General features: G+C 30.7%; 17 protein-coding genes and 1 pseudogene. 13 read left to right on the top strand and 5 right to left on the bottom strand.

What is annotated here, in order from left to right; all coding sequences use genetic code 11:
- Nucleotides 1-37: 37 nt before the first annotated feature.
- Both G9F70_RS07605 and G9F70_RS07610 read right to left on the bottom strand, forming a co-directional pair.
- Nucleotides 38-796, bottom strand: coding sequence for an acyl-CoA dehydratase activase (locus G9F70_RS07605; RefSeq protein ID WP_164945449.1), 759 nt, complete (start codon nt 794-796; stop codon nt 38-40).
- A complete protein-coding gene (locus tag G9F70_RS07610; protein ID WP_164945450.1) occupies nt 784-1,794 on the bottom strand; it encodes a 2-hydroxyacyl-CoA dehydratase family protein in 1,011 nt (336 codons plus the stop codon). Before G9F70_RS07610 ends, G9F70_RS07605 begins: the two co-directional genes overlap by 13 nt.
- A gap of 600 nt (nt 1,795-2,394) precedes the next feature.
- On the opposite strand from G9F70_RS07610, the gene G9F70_RS07615 reads away from it, so the two are divergent.
- Both G9F70_RS07615 and G9F70_RS07620 read left to right on the top strand, forming a co-directional pair.
- Entirely contained in the window at nt 2,395-3,882 is a 1,488-nt protein-coding gene (locus tag G9F70_RS07615; protein WP_164945451.1) for an MBOAT family O-acyltransferase, read from the top strand.
- 42 nt (nt 3,883-3,924) lie between these two features.
- Nucleotides 3,925-4,956, top strand: a complete 1,032-nt coding sequence (locus G9F70_RS07620; RefSeq protein WP_164945452.1) for a hypothetical protein — start codon at nt 3,925-3,927, stop codon at nt 4,954-4,956.
- Nucleotides 4,957-5,039: 83 nt separating this feature from the next.
- Here G9F70_RS07620 and G9F70_RS07625 read toward each other — a convergent pair whose 3' ends face one another.
- The gene (locus tag G9F70_RS07625) at nt 5,040-5,885 is read right to left on the bottom strand and encodes a 3D domain-containing protein (RefSeq protein WP_224617465.1); all 846 of its coding nucleotides are present in this window, start codon (nt 5,883-5,885) and stop codon (nt 5,040-5,042) included.
- A 556-nt stretch (nt 5,886-6,441) separates the two neighbouring features.
- On the opposite strand from G9F70_RS07625, the gene G9F70_RS07630 reads away from it, so the two are divergent.
- The 7 genes from G9F70_RS07630 (at nt 6,442) to G9F70_RS07660 (ending at nt 15,961) form a co-directional block, all read left to right on the top strand.
- On the top strand, nt 6,442-7,140 hold the full coding sequence (locus G9F70_RS07630; RefSeq protein WP_164945454.1) for a FadR/GntR family transcriptional regulator: 699 nt from the start codon (nt 6,442-6,444) through the stop codon (nt 7,138-7,140).
- Between the two features lie 219 nt (nt 7,141-7,359).
- A complete protein-coding gene (locus G9F70_RS07635; RefSeq protein ID WP_164945455.1) occupies nt 7,360-8,148 on the top strand; it encodes an electron transfer flavoprotein subunit beta/FixA family protein in 789 nt (262 codons plus the stop codon).
- Nucleotides 8,149-8,165: 17 nt separating this feature from the next.
- Nucleotides 8,166-9,374: an electron transfer flavoprotein subunit alpha gene (locus G9F70_RS07640; protein WP_164945456.1), complete on the top strand. Its 1,209-nt coding sequence runs from the start codon at nt 8,166-8,168 to the stop codon at nt 9,372-9,374.
- 94 nt (nt 9,375-9,468) lie between these two features.
- Nucleotides 9,469-10,866, top strand: coding sequence for an FAD-binding oxidoreductase (locus G9F70_RS07645; RefSeq protein WP_164945457.1), 1,398 nt, complete (start codon nt 9,469-9,471; stop codon nt 10,864-10,866).
- A gap of 82 nt (nt 10,867-10,948) precedes the next feature.
- On the top strand, nt 10,949-12,223 hold the full coding sequence (larA, locus tag G9F70_RS07650; protein ID WP_164945458.1) for a nickel-dependent lactate racemase: 1,275 nt from the start codon (nt 10,949-10,951) through the stop codon (nt 12,221-12,223).
- A 224-nt stretch (nt 12,224-12,447) separates the two neighbouring features.
- Nucleotides 12,448-15,438, top strand: coding sequence for a DEAD/DEAH box helicase (locus tag G9F70_RS07655; RefSeq protein WP_164945459.1), 2,991 nt, complete (start codon nt 12,448-12,450; stop codon nt 15,436-15,438).
- A gap of 109 nt (nt 15,439-15,547) precedes the next feature.
- Nucleotides 15,548-15,961, top strand: coding sequence for a hypothetical protein (locus tag G9F70_RS07660; protein ID WP_164945460.1), 414 nt, complete (start codon nt 15,548-15,550; stop codon nt 15,959-15,961).
- 30 nt (nt 15,962-15,991) lie between these two features.
- On the opposite strand, the pseudogene G9F70_RS07665 reads toward G9F70_RS07660, so the two are convergent.
- Nucleotides 15,992-16,162, bottom strand: a pseudogene (locus G9F70_RS07665) (DUF2935 domain-containing protein); the annotation flags it as partial.
- Nucleotides 16,163-16,427: 265 nt separating this feature from the next.
- Here G9F70_RS07665 and G9F70_RS07670 point away from each other — a divergent pair.
- The 3 genes from G9F70_RS07670 to G9F70_RS07680 all read left to right on the top strand — a co-directional run bounded on the left by G9F70_RS07670 (nt 16,428) and on the right by G9F70_RS07680 (nt 18,574).
- Nucleotides 16,428-16,724, top strand: a complete 297-nt coding sequence (locus tag G9F70_RS07670; RefSeq protein ID WP_164945461.1) for a hypothetical protein — start codon at nt 16,428-16,430, stop codon at nt 16,722-16,724.
- 229 nt (nt 16,725-16,953) lie between these two features.
- The gene (locus tag G9F70_RS07675) at nt 16,954-18,099 is read left to right on the top strand and encodes an aminotransferase class V-fold PLP-dependent enzyme (protein WP_164945462.1); all 1,146 of its coding nucleotides are present in this window, start codon (nt 16,954-16,956) and stop codon (nt 18,097-18,099) included.
- Between the two features lie 217 nt (nt 18,100-18,316).
- Entirely contained in the window at nt 18,317-18,574 is a 258-nt protein-coding gene (locus G9F70_RS07680) for a DUF3343 domain-containing protein (protein WP_164945463.1), read from the top strand.
- Between the two features lie 87 nt (nt 18,575-18,661).
- Here G9F70_RS07680 and G9F70_RS07685 read toward each other — a convergent pair whose 3' ends face one another.
- On the bottom strand, nt 18,662-19,420 hold the full coding sequence (locus tag G9F70_RS07685) for a glycosyltransferase (protein ID WP_164945464.1): 759 nt from the start codon (nt 19,418-19,420) through the stop codon (nt 18,662-18,664).
- 176 nt (nt 19,421-19,596) lie between these two features.
- On the opposite strand from G9F70_RS07685, the gene G9F70_RS07690 reads away from it, so the two are divergent.
- Complete coding sequence (locus G9F70_RS07690; RefSeq protein WP_164945465.1) at nt 19,597-20,532, top strand: glycosyltransferase family 2 protein; 936 nt, start codon at nt 19,597-19,599, stop codon at nt 20,530-20,532.
- Nucleotides 20,533-20,618 lie beyond the last annotated feature (86 nt).

Consider the following 20,618-nt stretch of genomic DNA (forward strand, 5'->3'; position numbering starts at 1 on the left):
ATACAGTGGGATTTTTATAATAAAAAAGTAGCTAGTTCTATAAAAATTTACTTCCATAATAACAGCAACCAATGGCTCCATTAAATTGTGGCTCCTCAATAGATACTATCTCTTCATAATCATCTTTTAAATATTTCTTTATTGCAGAATTACTAGCAACACCGCCAGTTAAAATTAATTTTTTACCTTTAAATTTACTTAAAAGTGGTTTAAGCCTTTTGTATAGAGAGTAATTAACACTAGAACACAAGCACTCTATACTCACACCTTCAGCTATTTTTCCAATTAATTCTGACTCAGAAAACACAGCACAGGTTGAATTAAGTTCCATAGGATTTTCATGATGCACACTCATGTCCTGGAGGGATATTTCAAGTACATTTGCCATATTCTCTAGATACCTACCACAGGATGCAGCACATTTTTCGTTAAGCTCGAGGTCCGTAATGAGGCCTTTTTCCACTTTTACAACCTTAACATCTTGGCCACCTACATCTAGAAGTATAAAATCCTTTAATCCAGTTTGATAGAAACTTCCATATACATGTGCTTTTAGCTCATTTATTGGGGTGAACAGCAATAAATCTGTGTTGTTTTTTCCATAGCCTGTAGACACCGCCTTATCAATTTGCCCAATATGAAGCTTTTCTAAATTAACAATAATCTTACCATCAAAGTCGCAGTAATTTTTGTAAAAGTTCATGGTACTTACTTTCACCTTCTGTATTATGTTATTGTCTTCCATTAAAACAATTTTAACCTCGCGGCTTCCAAGGTCTATACCTAACACTCGCATTTTACAGCCTCCTTTAAGTCTAGTAGCATATCAAGAAAAGCTTCTAACCTAAGTTTTGTTCTTGCATCTAAGACATTTAACTTATCACCTTCGATATTTAATATGGGAATATCCAATTTTTCTTTTAATACAATATGTTCTACGGCTCTATAGCAAAAGGCTTGAGTGTAATGAATTATACCATCTAATTTTCTTTCATGGATTTGCTTTTGTAATTCTTGAGTCCTAAAGTTTGTATCATAGGGATAAGTGTAGTCGTAATATTGCTGAAATATATCTAATGCACTATCTGCTCTTGGAAAAGCAAATTCTCTTTGAACCTCATTGTACACAAAATTAGCATCAAACTTCTCTACAAATTCATATATATCTGCAGTCATAGGGGGAACCCCTATATATCCAAGTCGCAGTTTTTTAAATACTTGTTTTCTATTTTTCATATCACAAATAACTTTTTTAAGGTCAGCTTCAAATACATCTATATCTCCATTAAAATCGCTTGTGCAGACTTGGTATAGATGGTTTTCAAAGCCAGTAGCTTTATTATGAATATAGGTCAATTCATCAATTTCTTTAGCTAAACATCTAATTTCATTTAGTCTTTTTCTAACCACTTCAACTTCTTTTATTGTTACATTAAAAGTGCTCATAAATGCATTCATTTCACGCTCTACATCCTCTGTTTTATGACTATGTGGAAAGGAAAAGGGATAAACTTTAATTCCTTTTAACTCAAGTACGTCAATAAGAGCTTTTGTATTAGAACAATCACCCTCCACAACTCCAACTATTTCTGTGATGTGGTTTTCTAAGCACGCCCCATAAATCCCCTTTGTCCAAGTGCAGAGGCTCTTAGGAAATCCATCTCTTTCTGCAATATCGATATATTTCAAGTAATCATTAGAGGTTATAAAAACATTATTTAGATCTACTGGGGTATAACCTGCTGCAATAAGAACCTCTACTGGTACGGTAGTTGTTAAGCCTATTTTTTTCATTACAAATCCTCCTAGTGGTATAACTTATAGTTGATAATTGATGGTGGACAGCGAGTGTCATCTATTTTTTTTTATGCAAAATTAAGCAAATAAAAAAGGGCGTAAACTGCCCTTAAACAAAAAACTACCTAAAACAGTAGTTACGTCCTAGTTTTGTTTATAGACAGGATGGTTTAGAACTGTCTTATTTAAGTTTTATAATTATAAAGTTTACTATATGCTGAGCAGTATGTCAAATAGAAGGTGGCTCCCACGTGGTAAGTCTGCTTTATACATTAAGATATTCAAATTGACATGTTATTGCCACATTAATGATGTATGATAAGATAAAGTATATTATTTATTACTAAATATAATAGGCAAGCTGCAATTTGCATACTATACATATTAAAATCTTGTTAATAGAATGTAAAATTTTATTTAATATTGCAAAAACTTCACGTTTCACTACTTTAACCTGTGATATAGTATAAATTAATTGCTAGTAAAATTATTTTAATTAAATATTTTAACTAAATATTTAAAATCATTTAAAAATATTCAAAAATATGCAAGTGCAAACGCGCAAAATGTATAAAAGTGTATAAAAGAGGTGATTATTTGTTATTTAATTCCATTAGGTTTTTAATATTTTTTCCACTAGTTACAATTCTATATTTTTTAATACCCCACAAGTTTAGATGGGTATGGCTACTAATAACTAGTTACTATTTCTATATGTGTTGGAATCCCAAATATGCAATATTACTGGGTATATCAACTATAATTACATATATAAGTGGATTATTAATAGGAAAAGTAAATATAATTAAAAATGTACATAGGGCTACTAGACTAAAAAAAATCATTGTTTTTGCAAGTTTTGCTAGTAATTTAGGAATTTTGTTCACATTTAAATATTTAAATTTCTTTCTTTCAAGTTTAAATACGGTACTATTAAAATTTCATATTTTGCTAACAATACCAACCTTTGATTTTTTGTTGCCAGCAGGTATTTCCTTTTATACATTCCAAGCTTTAAGCTATACTATGGATGTTTATAGGGGGGATATTAAACCAGTAAAAAATTTAGGGAAATATGCTTTATTTGTATCTTTTTTTCCACAATTAGTAGCGGGACCTATAGAAAAATCCAAGGATTTATTATATCAATTTAATGAAAAACATTATTTTGATTATGATAGAGTTAAAAATGGTTTATTACTAATGCTGTGGGGATTTGTTCAAAAAGTTTTAATTGCAGATAGGTTAGCACTATTAGTTAATACAGTATATGATAATCCAAAGAATTATAAAGGCTTTGAAATTATAATTGCTACTGTTTTTTTTGCTTTTCAAATATATTGTGATTTTTCATCCTATTCTGATATAGCAAGGGGCTCAGCAGAAGTTATGGGTTTTAAACTTTCCAAAAATTTTGAAAATCCTTACTTTTCGAAATCTATAAAAGAGTTTTGGAGACGTTGGCATATTACTTTAAGTGGATGGTTTAAGGACTATTTGTATTTTCCTTTAGGAGGAAACAGATGTAGTAAACTAAGAAATTATTTTAATATCATGGTTGTATTTATAGCCAGTGGATTGTGGCATGGTGCAGCAGTAAATTTTGTTATTTGGGGAGGATTACATGGAATATACCAAGTATTAGGAGATTTATTTAAACCAGTAAAAGAAAAATTAATAAGTATATTTAAAATTAAAACTGATGTTTTGGTATATAAAGTTTTTCAGGCGTTAACTACATTTATACTTGTTGATTTTGCATGGATATTTTTTAGATCAGGCTCATTTACCTATGCTAAAATAACAATTAAAAATATGATGACCTTTAACCCTTGGGTATTTACTGATGGTTCTATATTTGAGTTAGGCTTAGATGAAAAAGATTTTTTAATATCAGTAATCGGCATATTTATTGTTTTAGCTATAAATGCTATTCAGTCATGTAAAGGCTTACGATTAGAATTAGCAAAGCAAAATCTAATATTCAAATGGAGTTTGTATCTAGTTACTATAATATCAATATTGGTATTTGGAATGTATGGTCCAACATTTGATGTTCAAAAATTTATATATTTTCAATTTTAATGAGATTTTAGGATTATGGTTGTAACTATAGGAGGCGCTCCAGTGAGTAAAAAAAGAATTTTAAAAATAAGTGTTTTTACTATTATACTAATGTTTATTCTCTTAGGTTTAAATTGGTTATTCATATTAAAGACAGGCTATCGTAATAATTTGTATCAAGGGTTATATGCGAATACAGGGGATAAATATGATGTAGTATTATTAGGATCTAGTCATATGCACTCAGCTATTAGTCCGAATTTACTATGGAAAGATTATGGAATAACTAGTTTTAATTATGCAACAGCTGGGGAACCTATCGATGTTACATATTATCTATTAAAAGAAATATTAAAAAAACAGGAGGAACCTATTGTTGTAGTAGATTTATATTATTTAGGCTTAACTGAGGAATATGGAGAAGAAGGGTACATTAGTTATGTGCTTGATAACATAAAATTGTCTAAAAATAAAACTGAAGCAATTTTAGCCACTACGCCTAAAGATGAAAGACCAAATTATTTTATTCCATTTATAAGGTATCACAGCAGATGGAAAGAAGTATCTAAATTGGATATTCAATTTAAAAATTTAGATAATTATTATGAAAAAGGCTTTAGTGCTGGAGATGAAAAGTATGGTAAAGAAAATAAAGCTAATGTTTCGACCAAGGGGGTAGGACAACTTCCACCCAAATCAGAAGAGTATTTATACAAAATGATTAATTTATCTAAAGAGCAGGGATTTAAGCTTATATTTACTAATATGCCATACGATGAAACAAGTACAACGGGCATGAAAAATTGGACTCAAAATCCAGGGGAAATGTTTAATAAGGTAGAACAGATATGTAAAGAAAATAATATTGAGTTCATTAATTATAACAATAAGTATAAAGAAATTGGATTTGATTTTAAGTCTGATATGTTTAATAATGGTCATTTAAATATTTGGGGATCTAATAAAGTTACAAATTATTTAGGTGAATTATTGAAGACAAAGTATGATTTAACGGGACACAGAAATGATAAAAGCTATGAACAATGGAATGAGGATTATCTACTGTATTTGAAAAATCATCCAATTACCAAGTAGCTAACTGATAAACTTTTATGGTTTAAATGCAAAGAACTGCCACAGAGATATTCTATGTGGCGGTTCTTATTGTGCTCTATAAACTAATTTAGTAATTGTACTTTTATGTATTTAACACCCCAATTAGAAACTTCTGTATTTGTATTGAAAAATACATCTATAAAATTTCCTTTTATCCCAGAACCTGTATCAGCTGCTACAGCATAGCCGTAACCTTCAACATATAGCTTTGTTCCCATGGGAATGATTCTAGGGTCTACAGCTATGGTGCTATAACCGTTTGGATTTCGAACAGCTTTTTTTCCAGAAGAGGTATAAGCACTGTTTATTCCATCAGCTGCGGAATAAGCAGTGGCCTTTACATTAATAATTTTTCCGGCGTTTGTTGAAGAGCTTCCTCTTGAGAAGGTTATGGCTTTTAAAGTGCCTTGAACTATAATTTTACTCTGTGGTGCTTTAATTACCGTTTCTTTAATAAGTTCTCTAGCAATTTCTTTCCCGTTCTCATAAGTTACATTTGAAGTAACACTTTTTTCGCCTGGTTTTCCTACTTGTGAAACCTTGCTTTGAGATGTTAGTGTATTATTATCAGCTTTAATAACTGTTTTAAAATCAATAGGCTTTTTTTTGGTTTCTGTTACCGTTTTAAACCTTGTTATTATAATTTTCATATCGCTTGATATCTGGGTTTCTAATGATGGCGAAATCTTATCCGTAGCACTAAAAGCTATCCTTTGTGCTTTTAGCATTTGGGCAATATTTTTTTCAGTAGATTTTATATTAAGTTCCCTATTATCTACAAAGACTTTAAGATCTACAGGCGTAATAGCATTGCCAGCTAAAGTGCTGCTAAAAGTTTTTTGGTAAGTTACTGGTTCAAGTTGTTTACCATCTACAACTACCGTACTATCTTCTTTTATGAAGCACATAAAAATAGTTAAGGCTGAAATTATTGTCACCAGTATAAAATTAATTACAATATTTCCTCGTTTATATTTTATAAATTTAACTATAACAATCATCTCCTATTATAAATTTGGGTATAATTATCTATGTGGTAAGTCTAAAAGTGCAGCTTTTTTTTATATTTGATGCTTAAGAGTAATCTGAAAAGATGCATGAGATAGGGGATTTATGTATGTCTATACCATTATATGTATGATTATTTATCGTAATAGTAGTATAGCACAGTTGTAAGTGCATGGGAATTATTATTTTTTTTTCAGCTAAATTAAATATATTTATAAAAACTCAGTAATTAAGGCATTTTAAGTAGAAATTTTATGATGTACTAAAAAAGTATGGTACAATTTACGAAGCAGTATATAAATTTATTAATCAATTATTATTTTATTTATTTAAATATGCCATTTGCTACGGGTGGCACCAGATATTTGTCTTTTATTTAACAAGCTATTAAACTGTAAATATTATGTTATAGTGTATATAATGTATGGGTTTTGAATATTATAAGGGAGGCACAACATGTTTAGTCCTATAAAGAATACAAAAGTTTACGAACAGGTAATAGCTCAAATAAAAGATATGATCGATAAAGGTATCCTTAAAAAGGGAGACAAACTTCCTTCAGAGAGAAATTTAGTGCAGCAATTAATGGTAAGTAGGGCTTCCATTCGTGAGGCACTTAGAGCATTAGAAGTCATTGGACTTATCGAGTGTAGACAAGGAGAAGGTAATTACATAAAAACAAGTTTTCAAGATAATTTATTTGAACCACTATCAATTATGTTTATGTTAGAGGGAAGCGATCCAGAAGCAATCTGGGAACTTAGGAAAATCATGGAGGTGGAGGCTGCAGGTCTGGCTTCCAAAAGGATAACCTGTGAACAACTAAGTCAGCTAAAGGAGATTACTGAAAAATTCATGAACTGTGGGGATGAAAATATTAATGCTGAAATTGACAAACAATTTCATTATAAGATTGCAGAATGCTCAGGAAATGTTTTAATATTTAATATTCTTAAAACAGTTTCAACCCTTGTAGATCACTTTATTGTGGATGCAAGAAAATTAATATTAGCTCATAAGGAAAATAAGGATATACTTTTTAATCAACATAATGAGATATATTTATCTATGGAAAAACATAGTTCAGCAGGTGCTCGAAAAGCAATGCGAGAACATTTAGACTTTGCAAATAAGTATATGAAAAAAGAAAACTAATTTTGAAATATATGGTTTTATGCAAAACCAAAAATAAGAGTAATATCAAATATTACTCTTATTTTTTTATCTTTTTTGCATAAAATAAATCTTACTGTTAACTATTTAACGATTATAGAAATATTTTAAATAGTGTGTTATTATAATTTAAAGGTGGTCAGACCATACTACCAAAAATGAGATTTTGAATTTTCTATAAGAATGATTGGAGGAAAATATATGGAAATTTTAGTTTGTATCAAACAAGTTCCAGGAACTTCAAAAGTTGAAGTAGATCCAGTTACAGGTGTTTTAAAAAGGGATGGGGTAGATTCAAAAATGAATCCCTTTGATTTATATGCATTAGAAACAGCACTTAAAATTAAGGAACAAAAGGGTGGAATAATTAAAGTTATAACTATGGGACCACCACAAGCAAAGGATGTAATTCGAGAGGCATACATGATGGGCGCAGATGAGGGCACATTAATATCTGATAGAAAGTTTGCAGGAGCAGATGTTCTTGCTACAGCTTATACAATTTCGCAAGGCGTAAGACAAATGGGAAAATTTGATATTATATTATGTGGAAAGCAGACTACAGACGGAGATACTGCTCAAGTAGGACCAGAAATGGCTGAATACTTAGGTATTTCACATATTGCAAACGTTTTAAAGATAATAGAATTAAAAGAAAAATCAGTTGTTGTAGAAATGGATATGGCAAATACTATTGAAGTAGCTGAAATTAAGTTTCCTTGCCTTTTAACTGTAGATAAAGATATATTTCAACCAAGACTTCCATCTTACAAGAAAAAAATAGCTACAAAAGATAGAGAAATAAAAATGATAACACTAAATGACTTTGAAGATAAAGATGAAAAGAAATATGGACTTAATGGGTCACCAACTCAGGTTGAAAGAATATTTCCACCATCTGTAAATAATGATAGAGAAACATGGACAGGCAGTGCTGAAGAGCTTAGCCTTAAAATAGCTGCAAAACTTAAAGAGTTAAAATTTGTATAAAGAAGGGTGGAATTTTCATGAGTAAGTTAATTTGTAACGGAGAGAAACTAAATGAATCAAATGTTCAAGAATTAATAAAGGTTTGCCCTTTTGGTGCGATTGAATACGTTGACGGAAAAATTGAAATTAATGCAGGGTGTAAAATGTGTAAGGTTTGCGTTAAAAAGGGTCCTACTGGAGTAATGGAATTTATTGAAACAGAGGTCGCTCAAGTTGACAAGAGTTTATGGAGGGGTATAGGAGTATATGTGGACCATGTAGAAGGTGATATACATCCTGTAACAATGGAACTTATTGGAAAAGCTAGAGAGCTTGCTTGCGTTGTAAATTTTCCAGTATATTGTGTATTTATTGGTCATAACATAAAAGAAAGGGCTAAAGAATTACTTTATTATGGTGTTGATGAGGTTTTTGTATACGACTACGAAGAACTTAAGGATTTTAGGATAGAACCTTATACTGCTGCCTTTGAAGATTTTGTAAATAAGGTAAAGCCATCATCATTGCTAGTTGGAGCTACAACTATTGGTAGATCTCTTGCCCCTAGAGTAGCTGCAAGGTTTAGAACAGGACTTACAGCTGACTGTACAATGCTTAAAATGAAAGAAAATACAGACCTTGTGCAGATAAGGCCTGCTTTTGGCGGTAATATTATGGCTCAAATTTTATGCCCGAATACTAGGCCTCAGATGTCAACAGTAAGGTATAAGGTTATGGATGCCCCTAAAAAACAATGTGATGCAAAAGGTAAAATTACAATATGTGAAATAGATAAAGCAAAACTTGCTTCTAATATTGAAGTGCTAAAAGTTACAAAAAAGGAAGCCGAAGAAAATATTTCAGATGCAGAGGTAATTGTTGCAGTTGGTAGAGCTTTAAAGTCTGAAAAGGATATGGTTATGATTAAAGAATTGGCAGATCTTCTACATGCTCAAATAGCTGGGACAAGACCTACAATTGAAGCTGGCTTTATTGATGCTAAAAAGCAAATTGGTCTTTCTGGTAGAACAGTTAAACCAAAGTTAATAATAGCTCTTGGAATTTCTGGAGCGGTTCAGTTTACAGCTGGGATGAATAGCTCAGAACGTATATTTGCAATAAATAAGGATGCAAATGCTTCTATATTCAATGTAGCTCATTATGGCATAGTTGGAGACATATATGAAATAGTTCCTCAATTGATCCAAAATATTAAAAACTCAGGAGCCGAGTATTGCGTGCGTTAATATTATAGCTGCATAGGTAATAATTTATACTGGATTTAAAGATAATAAGTAAGTTAGTGTTAACACTATCATATGAACCGAGGAGGTAACTTTTATGGATTATAAAAAACTTGATGCTAAGGATATAGAGTTTTTAGTTTCAATATTAGATAAAGATAGAGTGTTTATAGGTGACGCAATAAATGATGATTTCAGCCACGATGAAATGGGTGGAATAAGCAAAATGCCAGAGGTATTAGTTGAAGTTCTGACTACAGATGAAGTATCAAAGATTATGAAATATGCATATAAAAACATGATTCCTGTTGTAGCAAGAGGCTCAGGAACAGGACTTGTTGGAGCATCAGTTCCAATTTTCGGTGGGGTTATGATAAATATGTCCCGAATGAATAAAATACTTGAAATTGATGAGGAAAACTTAACATTAACGCTTGAACCTGGCGTACTTTTAATGGAGATAAGTAAATATGTTGAAGAGTTTGATTTATTTTATCCACCAGATCCAGGTGAAAAATCTGCTACTATTGCTGGTAACATAAGTACAAACGCAGGTGGAATGAGAGCTGTTAAGTATGGGGTTACTAGAGACTATATAAGAGGACTTGAAGTAGTTCTCCCAAGCGGAGAAATACTTAATGTGGGAGGGAAAGTAGTTAAAAATTCTACTGGCTATAGTATAAAAGACTTAATTTGTGGGTCTGAAGGAACACTAGGAATAGTTACAAAAGCTATACTAAAGCTTATACCACTACCTAAAAAAGCGGTATCACTTTTAGTACCTTTCCCAAATTTGGATATGGCAATAGGTACAGTTCCAAAAATAGTTAAATCAAAATCTGCGCCAACTGCTATAGAATTTATGCAAAGAGAAGTTATTATAGCTGCTGAAGAGTTCCTCGGGAAAAAATTCCCCGATAATTCCTCAGATGCATACCTTTTATTAACTTTCGATGGTAATAGTATAGAAGAGATAGAAAAAGCTTATGAAAAGGTAGCTAATATTTGTCTTGAGGAAGGTGCTCTTGATGTATTTATAACGGATACAGATGAAAGAAAAGAAGCTGTTTGGTCTGCAAGGGGAGCATTTCTTGAAGCTGTTAAAGCAACAACAACTGATATGGATGAATGTGATGTTGTTGTTCCAAGAAATAAGGTTGCTGAGTTTATTAAGTATACTAATGAACTTCAAAAGCAATTTAATGTAAGAATAAGAAGCTTTGGACATGCAGGTGATGGTAACTTACATGTGTATGTATTAAAGGATGAGCTCTCAGATAGTGAATGGGAAAATAAGATTACTAAAGTATTTGAAGCGATGTATAAAAAATCAAGAGAATTAGAGGGCCTAGTATCTGGAGAACATGGAATTGGCTTTGCTAAGAAAGAATATATGCTAGAACAACTTGGACCTGTATATGTAAATCTTATGAAAAATATAAAATTGGCATTTGATCCTAAAAACATATTAAATCCAGGAAAAGTTTGTCAATAAAAAAGACTGGTAGTGATACCTCTACTTAGGATTAATTACGTACTTTAGAGCAAATTTTTTTTACAATGTAAGGGGAATACAAATGACTAAAATTAAAATACCATATTCAAAACAGTTTTTAGAAATTGAAATACCAGACAATAATTTGGTAGCAATATTAGAATCAAAAGCTCATGCATACAAAGTTGAACAAACTCAGCAGGAAATTGTGAATAAGGCACTTGATAATCCTATTGGAAGTTCAAAATTAGAAGACTTGGTTAAATCTGTGAAAAATTTAGTATTAATAACTAGTGATCACACAAGACCTGTACCAAGTAAAGTAACATTGCCAATACTCCTTTCTAGAATCAGAAGCGCAAACCCTAAAATTAAAATAACAATATTAATTGCTACTGGCTTTCATAGACCTACCACAAGGGAGGAAATGATCGATAAGTTTGGAGCTGAAATTGTAGATAATGAGGTTATAATAAATCATGTATCAGAGGATTATAACAGCGTTGTACATGTAGGAACTCTTCCTTCTGGTGGCGAACTATGGCTTAATAAAATAGCAATGGAGGCGGAACTTTTAATTTCAGAAGGCTTTATAGAGCCACACTTCTTTGCAGGATTTTCTGGAGGACGTAAGAGTGTTCTTCCCGGAGTTGCATCAGCAAAGACAGTTATGGCAAATCATTGCTCTGAATTTATAGCAAGTGAATATGCACGGTCCGGAGTTATTGTAAATAATCCAATTCATAGGGATATGATTTATGCTGCAAAGCAAGCAAAACTGGCCTTCATATTAAATGTTGTTATTGATAGTAATAAGAAGGTTATAAATGCATTTGCGGGAGATAGTGAGCTTGCCCACATTGATGGATGTAAATTTGTAATGGAACTTGCATCTGTGAAAGCGGTTAAAGCAGATATTGTTGTATCGACTAATGGAGGATATCCTCTTGATCAGAATATATATCAATCTGTAAAAGGTATGACAGCAGGTGAAGCAACTTGCAGAGAGGGTGGAGTTATAATCATGGTGTCTGCTTGTAATGATGGACATGGTGGACAGTCCTTCTATGACAATATATCAAATGCAAGTAGCCCAGGGGTAGTCCTTGATAGGGTGCTTAAAGTAGGAAGAAATGATACGGTGCCAGATCAATGGGAATTTCAAATCCTTGCACGTATACTTGACACGCATACTGTGATTCTTGTTACAGATATGTGCGACCCTGAAATGATAGTGAAAATGCATATGAAGCATGCAGCTACATTTGAAAAAGCACTCCAAATGGCTTTTGAGATAAAAGGAAAAAATGCAAAAATAACAGTAATACCAGATGGAGTTTCGGTTGTTGTAAAATAAAAAAGTGCCATTCTACATAACAAAGATAAAACTTCATTGGGAGATTTACACTCCTACTGAAGTTTTATCTTTGTTATATCACTTTCTGTATCTCAACTTTTCTTAAAAGTGTTATAATTATTATGATTTGTAAAAGTTCAGTACATAAATTTTCAATATTTTTATCAAAGAAGTATTGCAGTAGTTTTTTTATGGATACCAAACATTAACGTGGAGGTGATTTTTTGAAGTTAATAGAATTAGAGAATATAGTATTTAAATCATCTTCTATTTTAATGAGAAGTGAGGGCGAGAAGGTTTTTAATAGTGGACTCGTTACTAGAATCAAAGGAAAAAAAATTAACAATATATATCATATTTATGGATGTGTGAGAAACAGTACTAAGACAAGCGAATTAAACACCCATATAGCAATAGACATATTAAAGAAAAAATTAGATGGAGTAAAATGTTCTTGTGAAGATTTCAAAGAAAGTTCTACTACGGGCTATTTATTTATGTGTAGCCATTTAACGGCTACAGCCTATAGCTTTTTTAGAAGAGCTACAAAAAACAATTCTGATAAAAATCAAAATAATGGAATAACCACAAAAGTAGAAATAAATGAAAAGCACAAAGAAAACAATTACAATAAGCAAGGTACTATTAGTAATAATAGAACTCATAACACTATAAAGTTAGTTCGCAGGGTTTCAAAAGGTCCTACTTATTATGAAGTGCAACATGCAATAGGCAAGGAGAAAACAGTGCTTGACCCTGAAGACTTAAGAACTTTTTTAGAAGGGGTTAGTGATAAAAAAATCAAGTTTAATTATGATAGCTTTGAGTTTGAAGCTCCAATCTTAAATAGTGATTTACCATTAACATTTACATTAAAGATAAGAAAGGAATATTTTGTTTTAACAACCCATAAGCAGTTTCCAATTTCTTTAAATCATAAGAATAATGTATATTTATTTAATTGGAAGCTTTATCTACCATCAAGAAATCAAATTGCAAAGTATATGATTCTATGCGATAAATTAAAAAGAAATGGTGAAATTATATACCGAAAGGATATAGAAAATTATAACAAACTTACTTCCTTCTTAGGTAGTATTTCAAGTGATATTAATATTAATGAAGAGGTAAAAACCTTTGCAGCAAATTTTATAAAACCTGAATTTCACATATATGAAATGGAGGGTAGTATTTATTGCGATATAAGTGTGATTTATGGTAATGAGAAAATCAACATATTAAAGGGAAATAATACTGTGGATAAAATTTTGCGTGACTTTAAAAAAGAAGGCAAAATTCTTATGGAACTAGAGAAATATAGATTTATAAAAAGAAATGAGAAGTTACTTTTTATAGGTGGAGATGAAGAATTATTTGATATCTTAAGTAAAAACGAAAACAATCTACATTGCCTAGGAAATGTTACCTTTGGAAAAGGGCTTAAACAAAGAAGAATATTGGATTCAAGATTTATTAAAGCCGAAATTAAGGAGATGGAAGACTGCTATGATTTTTCTTATGCTATTAATGACATTGAAAATAGGGAATTAAATAGTGTGATTGCATCTTTTAAGCAAAAGAATAGATTTTACAAAACTGTGAATAATAATTTTTTAGACTTTGAAGATGCAGGAGTTAAGGATTTTCTTGATTTAGTAATAGTATTAAATAAAAAAGAAAACATAAAAGATGCTTTAATACAAATAGAAAAAAATAAGGCATTATATTTAAATGAAAAAATAAAAAACAAGAACCTTCAATTTATTAAAGGTAGTGAGCTGTTAAAGAATATAGAAAATACCTTATCAAATATAAATAACTTGAATATAAGGGTACCAGAGGATTTAAAAGCTACACTTAGAGAATACCAAATTAATGGTTTTAAATGGCTTAAAAGCTTGAGCAGCTTAGGTTTTGGAGGGATACTCGCGGATGAAATGGGCCTTGGTAAAACTATTCAAACCATAGCTTTCCTTTTATCGGAGGAAAATAAGAAATCTATTATAATTAGTCCCACATCTCTTGTTTATAATTGGAAGGCAGAACTAGAAAAATTTGCGCCTAGTTTAAAGGTTGGCATTGTACATGGAGACAAAAGTCAAAGACATGAATTAATTCATAATTTACTAGATTATGATGTAATATTGACAACCTATGGAACATTAAGAATGGACATAGAGCAATATGAAGATATTATTTTTGATGCTTGTATTATAGATGAAGCTCAAAATATAAAAAACCATCTAGCCCAAAACACAAGAATCATTAAAGAAGTTAAAGCCAAGGTTAGGTTTGCTTTAACAGGTACTCCTATGGAAAATAATTTAACTGAACTTTGGTCTATATTTGATTTTATAATGCCCGATTATTTATATTCCAAAGAAATTTTTGAATCGAAATTTGTCATAGGAAGACAAGGGGATTTAGAAGAACTTAAATTGTTAATTAAGCCTTTTCTCTTAAGAAGAACAAAGGGTGAAGTAATGAAAGAATTGCCAGATAAAATAGAAAAGAAATTTATAGTTGAGATGACAACAGCTCAAAGGGCTGTATATAAATCTTATATTAAAGCAGTCAGGGAAAAAATGAAAAACAACAGTGATGGCAGGATAGAGGTTTTTTCTTATTTAACTAGGCTAAGACAAATTTGCTTAGACCCATCACTTGTAATAGATGAATACAAAGGTGGAAGTGGGAAACTAAAAGTGGCAACAGAACTTATTGAAAAACATATAGATTCACAGGGGAAGGTGCTACTATTTTCTCAATTTACCTCTGCACTTAAAAATATAGGAGAGAATTTAAAGAGAAAAGGAATTCCATACCTTTATTTAGATGGAAAAACAAAACCCAAGGATAGAATTAAATTGGTAGATGAATTTAATAACAGTAGTGATACATTAGTATTTTTAATCTCATTAAAAGCAGGAGGAACAGGTTTAAACTTAGCCACCGCAAATTTAGTTATTCATTTTGACCCTTGGTGGAATCCAGCAGTAGAGGATCAAGCAACTGATAGAGCCCATAGGATTGGCCAAAGAAATGTGGTAGAAGTAATCAAATTAGTAGCTAAGGGAACCATAGAAGAAAAAATCATTCTACTTCAAGAAAATAAAAAGGATTTAATCGACAGTGTAATTACAGGGGAACTTACTAGTAGCGATGTTCTAGGGAAGCTTACAAAGGAAGAATTGCTGGAGCTTTTTAGATTTTAATGAAGCACCTTAGACTATAAGTAAATTGATTTCTAGAAATAACATAGTATAATATAATAAGATGTCACTTGCACCTGGGTGACACCAGGATCTAAAGGAGGAATAAAAAATGTACGTAGAATTTAATAATAAGATAGTAGATAGTGAGGATATAAAAAATATAATTGAAAAGAACACAGAATTTAAAGTGCTTAAAGACATGAGTAAAGGTACAAAAAGAGAGGATACATTAGCTTTTAATTTAAGTGTAGATATAAATACCTTAAATGATTTAATGGAAGAAGAATGTGATTTAAATGAATTAATAGAAGATGAGTTATTTGAGGAATACCTGTCTCTGGCAGAAGAAATTGCAATGGATATTGAAGAATATGTTCCAGAGGGTGCGATTATGGATATTAAATCTTATAAATGGGATAAATCAGATAATGCTATAAAATTAATTATAGTTATAGCGCCGGAAGATCTTTACGAAGTTAAATTAAGAGATATTATGAAGAAACTTATAACGCAAGTGGAGTAAAATTGCAGACTAACGTTGAAGAACTAGGTTTTACAAGTAACTAATCCTTTGATTTGGTCTATATGCCACCCCTTTGCCACCCTTAATTATTTTGGGTGGCAAATATATTTTCAATAAATGCAAATAGTGATTTGCTTCACGTAATGTATGATCAGCTAACAATGGTATTATAATGGATTTGATTTTACATTCTAATAATCCTCACGTTTTTGTAGCAATGGCTCATCATCATGATCTTCGCAACTTCCAGTATTGATTTTTTCTTTATGATCTTCAAATAAGAACATATGATGATAATGTAATAAAACTAGCTTGAAAGCAAGTTATGTGTATGTGTCACTCAGTTAGGAGATTAAAGTATAAAAAGGTTGCAGCAGAGAGAAAGTGCTCCGAATTAAATAATTATTATGCACGTATTTAGACAAGCCTTCATAATATATGTTATAACAAAATAGGAGGTTTATATATGTCTAAAAATTTTCATAAGTCTAATGAAATATCAGATGAAATGATTGATGAATTGATAAAAGAATTATCAGATATTAGGAAAAAACGTAATAATAGGTGCGATGATAGGTTAGATGATGATAGATTTAATAATAACGATTGGTGTCCCGGTTGTTCTAATCAAAGCTTTTGCAATAGCTTTAATGATGATGATGATGATGATCGGTTTGATAATATTAACGGTTGCAATAGGCATAACCGTTGCAATAGATGCAATAGGCGTAATAGGTGTGACCGTTGTAATAGATTTAGGTAGACAAGCCATTAAACCACTGGGAATAAATTACGAGCTAACTTTAAATTAAATAATACTATAAAAGACACTCGAAAGGGTGTCTTTTATGCTAAAGAATAGGGACTATTAAAAAGGGTAGCAAATTTATCGTATGCCACCCTTTTGCCACTTGCCACGTGGGTGGCACTATTTTATATATATAGCATATTATATAAAGAATAAAATGCTATATGCAAAATAGGAGGATTTTATGATATATCTTGATAATGCTGCCACTAGTTTTCCAAAACCATCGGAAGTTTATGACCAAGTATTAAAATGCATGGAGAATTATGCTGCAAATCCTGGCAGAAGTTCTCATGATATGGCAGTTGAGGCTTCAGCTAAAATTATGGATACAAGACAAGAGCTCAGTGAACTTTTCAACATTCCTAATATGTTTAACATTGTTTTTACAAGTAATGCTACTGAAGCTCTGAATATAGGGATAAAAGGAATATTAAAGCCAGGAGATCATGTTATTAGCACAGTAATTGAACACAACTCAGTTCTGAGACCATTAAATTATCTAAGTGAGAAAGGAATAACATTTACGCTTCTTCCTGTAGATGAAAATGGATATTTGAATATTAATAATCTTAAAAATGAGATACGTAGAAATACCAAAGCAATAATAGTAAACCATACTTCAAATGTACTTGGAACGGTTCAAGATATAAGAACTATAGGTGAACTTGCCAAAAAATCAGGAATAATTTTCATGGTTGACGCTTCGCAGAGTGCGGGAGTTATATCTATAGATGTAGCACAAGATAATATTGATTTATTAGCTTTTCCAGGACATAAAGGATTATATGGTCCCCAAGGAACAGGGGGTTTATATATAAGAGAAGGATTAGAAGTGGATTCGTTTAAACAAGGGGGAACTGGAAGTGAGTCCTTTTCTATGAAGCAACCCGACTTTTTACCTGATAGATTCGAAAGTGGAACATTAAATACACCAGGAATAGCAGGACTATGCGCGGGGATAAGGTTTATTAGAAAAATAGGAATAGAGAATATAAGAAAACATGAAATTATGTTAGTAGAATATTTAGTAAAAGAATTAAGTAAATTGTCTTATGTTAAAATTTATGGAGGAACTGATTATAAAAATAGAGGAGCAGTAGTTTCTTTAAATCTTGACAATATAGATAGCTCGGAAGTAGGAGAGTTATTAAATAAGAAAGGAATAGCGGTGAGAACAGGGTTTCACTGCGCACCTTTAATACATGAAACAATTGGCACGAATCGCAAAGGCACAGTTAGAATAAGTCCAGGGTATTTTAATAATTTAGAAGACATTGAAAAACTTATTAAAGCCTTAAAAGATATAGGTGAAAAAAAGTCTCTTTAAAAGAGGCTTTTTTTTTATGTATATCTATAAATGAGAAAATCTAAATGCATATTTTTTGCCTTTTATACAGGTTATTTTTTGAAATATAAAAACCTTTCATCAACATGTGAATATAATGATAGGAGGAAGAGGTATTCAATAAATGGACAATTTTAATATTTATTGAAATTCTAAGTGAAACACTTTTCTTATTTGTAGTAAATAGGAGTTGAAGCTCATGAAATTTAAATACCTTGTAGTTTTAGTTTCTAATAATCATTCAACATTATTATATAAAAATCTGCTCCGTAAGGGGTGTGAAATTGATTTAATATCAGCCCCAAGTAATATTTCAAGAGGCTGTGCTAAAGCTATTAGATTTGATGAAAGTGATACAAATATTGTAGTACAGGAAATAAAAAATAATAAAATAATTGTTAACGGAATTTACAGAATAGTAAATGAGAACAATAGAATTAGTTATGTACTAGTTTAGTATATTTTACAAACTTAAAGGGCTTAGCGATATGCCCTTTAAGTTGTCTTAATTTTAAAATCTAAAACTATTCCATTCACTGTTTTCTTATACTGATATAATAGATGCAAAATCATGTATAACTGAAACTATATTAACGTGTTTAATAAAATCTTCAGAGTTTATTTTCCAAGTATGTTCTTCTAAATTTTTATGTCTCATTAGAACATAGTTGTATTTATCACTAGAAAAAATTTTAAATCCTGATTCATGACAATTTTCAAGGAATAATTTGTCTTCTCCAAAAGATATATTTTGAAATTTAACACTATTAAAGACTTCCTTCTTAGCTGTAATAGTGCCACCAGCTACTGCGAAAACATATCTATACTCCCAATTTCTACACATAATACCTAAAGTGTTCTTATCCTCAAAATATACAAAGTAAGTTAATTTGCCTGTTATATCGGCATCAGTATATTTAAATACATTCATAGTATCTTCTAAATAGTTAGAGCCATAATAATCATCATCATCCATCTTAGAAATGTAATCATATTTTGAATTTTCAACTCCAAAATTCAAACATTCACCAAGGGTACAAGTTTCGTCTAATTGAAATATTTTAACATATTTAAATTTCGCAGCTTTAAGTTTACATTCATCTAAACTAATTTTATTATTATTTATAATTAATAGTAACTCTTTTTCAGGATAATTAGACCTTTCAAAGTTTATAAAAATATTGTGGATATAATTAGCTTTATTAGTACAAGCAATTATAGATACTCCAGGTTTAAAATCTTGTTTTAGTTTTTCTCTAAACTGTGCAATTAATATCTTTTCTCTATTGAATTCTTCAATCATAATTTACCTCCACACTTAAATTTAAAAAAATTAACGGTTTAGTATAGATTATGCCTATATACAATTATTGTTAATTATTTGCGTATCTAATTACAGAAACAAAAAATAAGTACATTATTCCATATACATAAATATAATAAATATTAAATGGACAAATTGTGGGAGGGGTATTAATTTTGATAGAGTGTATTAATGAATTATATGAAATTGATGATGAAAGTAACGTAGATATTTCAATAATTATTCCCTGTAAAAATGAGGTTAACAATATAAAATGGACAATAGATTCATTACTGGAGTCTAAAAATCATCTTAAGTGTGAAATTATAGTAGTAGATGATGCTTCAACAGATGGAAGTACAGAGTTTCTAAAATCTTATATAAGTGAAGAAAAATATAGAGATATTGTTTTAATTATGACTAATAATATAGGAGCAGCAGCAGCAAGAAATATGGGGGCAAAAGTTGCTAAGGGAAAATACTTATTTTTCTTTGATGCCCATGTAAAAGTGCCTGATATGTGGGCAGATAATTTAATTGATACTTTAGAAAAGGCGAAAGCTTCTTTAGTGGCACCATGTATTGCAGATATTACCAATATATCATTAGCAGGTTATGGACAGACGTGGAATGATGAATTTAAAATTACTTGGTTTTCAAAAAAACCAAAGGATGGAGATGAGATTCCACTAGCGGGTGGTGCAGCCCTTGGAATAACCAGAGAGGCGTTTGATAAAATAGGTGGATTTGATCATCTTTTTCAGGTATGGGGTAGAGAGGATGAAGAGATATGCCTTAAAGCATGGCTTTATGGATATAGAATGATTATTAATCCTGATGTAATAGTACAACACCTTTTCAGAAAAAGTCACCCATATAAAGTAACTGTTGCAAATGTTACCTATAATACTATATGTCTTGCTTGCTCACATTTTAAAATGGAGAGACTTAAAAAGGTTATGGATGTAGCTAGAAGAGATTATTATTTTTTTAATGCAGCAGGTGAGATAGATAGAAATTCAGGTTTAATAGTAAGTCAGAGAAATAAATACGCAATAGAACGTGTATATGATGATGAGTATTTCTTTGAAAAATTTAATATTTTATTTTAATATTTAATCATGGAAGGCTATAATATTACAGCACCGCAGGTGATGATTTAATAATATCACTTAAAGAAGGATATCCTCACATTTGT

The sequence above is a fragment of the Clostridium sp. FP1 genome (genome assembly GCF_011065975.2).
GTDB classification, from domain to species: domain Bacteria; phylum Bacillota; class Clostridia; order Clostridiales; family Clostridiaceae; genus Clostridium_AD; species Clostridium_AD tagluense.

Bases quoted from the DNA above. Each gene is read 5' to 3' on its own strand.
- G9F70_RS07635 (WP_164945455.1), top strand. From the start codon at position 7,360: ATGGAAATTTTAGTTTGTATCAAACAAGTTCCAGGAACTTCAAAAGTT.
- G9F70_RS07685 (WP_164945464.1), bottom strand. From the start codon at position 19,420: ATGATTGAAGAATTCAATAGAGAAAAGATATTAATTGCACAGTTTAGA.
- G9F70_RS07660 (WP_164945460.1), top strand. From the start codon at position 15,548: ATGTACGTAGAATTTAATAATAAGATAGTAGATAGTGAGGATATAAAA.
- G9F70_RS07675 (WP_164945462.1), top strand. From the start codon at position 16,954: ATGATATATCTTGATAATGCTGCCACTAGTTTTCCAAAACCATCGGAA.
- G9F70_RS07625 (WP_224617465.1), bottom strand. From the start codon at position 5,885: ATGTGCTTCATAAAAGAAGATAGTACGGTAGTTGTAGATGGTAAACAA.
- G9F70_RS07640 (WP_164945456.1), top strand. From the start codon at position 8,166: ATGAGTAAGTTAATTTGTAACGGAGAGAAACTAAATGAATCAAATGTT.
- G9F70_RS07605 (WP_164945449.1), bottom strand. From the start codon at position 796: ATGCGAGTGTTAGGTATAGACCTTGGAAGCCGCGAGGTTAAAATTGTT.
- G9F70_RS07610 (WP_164945450.1), bottom strand. From the start codon at position 1,794: ATGAAAAAAATAGGCTTAACAACTACCGTACCAGTAGAGGTTCTTATT.
- G9F70_RS07680 (WP_164945463.1), top strand. From the start codon at position 18,317: ATGAAATTTAAATACCTTGTAGTTTTAGTTTCTAATAATCATTCAACA.
- G9F70_RS07670 (WP_164945461.1), top strand. From the start codon at position 16,428: ATGTCTAAAAATTTTCATAAGTCTAATGAAATATCAGATGAAATGATT.
- G9F70_RS07630 (WP_164945454.1), top strand. From the start codon at position 6,442: ATGTTTAGTCCTATAAAGAATACAAAAGTTTACGAACAGGTAATAGCT.
- G9F70_RS07645 (WP_164945457.1), top strand. From the start codon at position 9,469: ATGGATTATAAAAAACTTGATGCTAAGGATATAGAGTTTTTAGTTTCA.
- larA (WP_164945458.1), top strand. From the start codon at position 10,949: ATGACTAAAATTAAAATACCATATTCAAAACAGTTTTTAGAAATTGAA.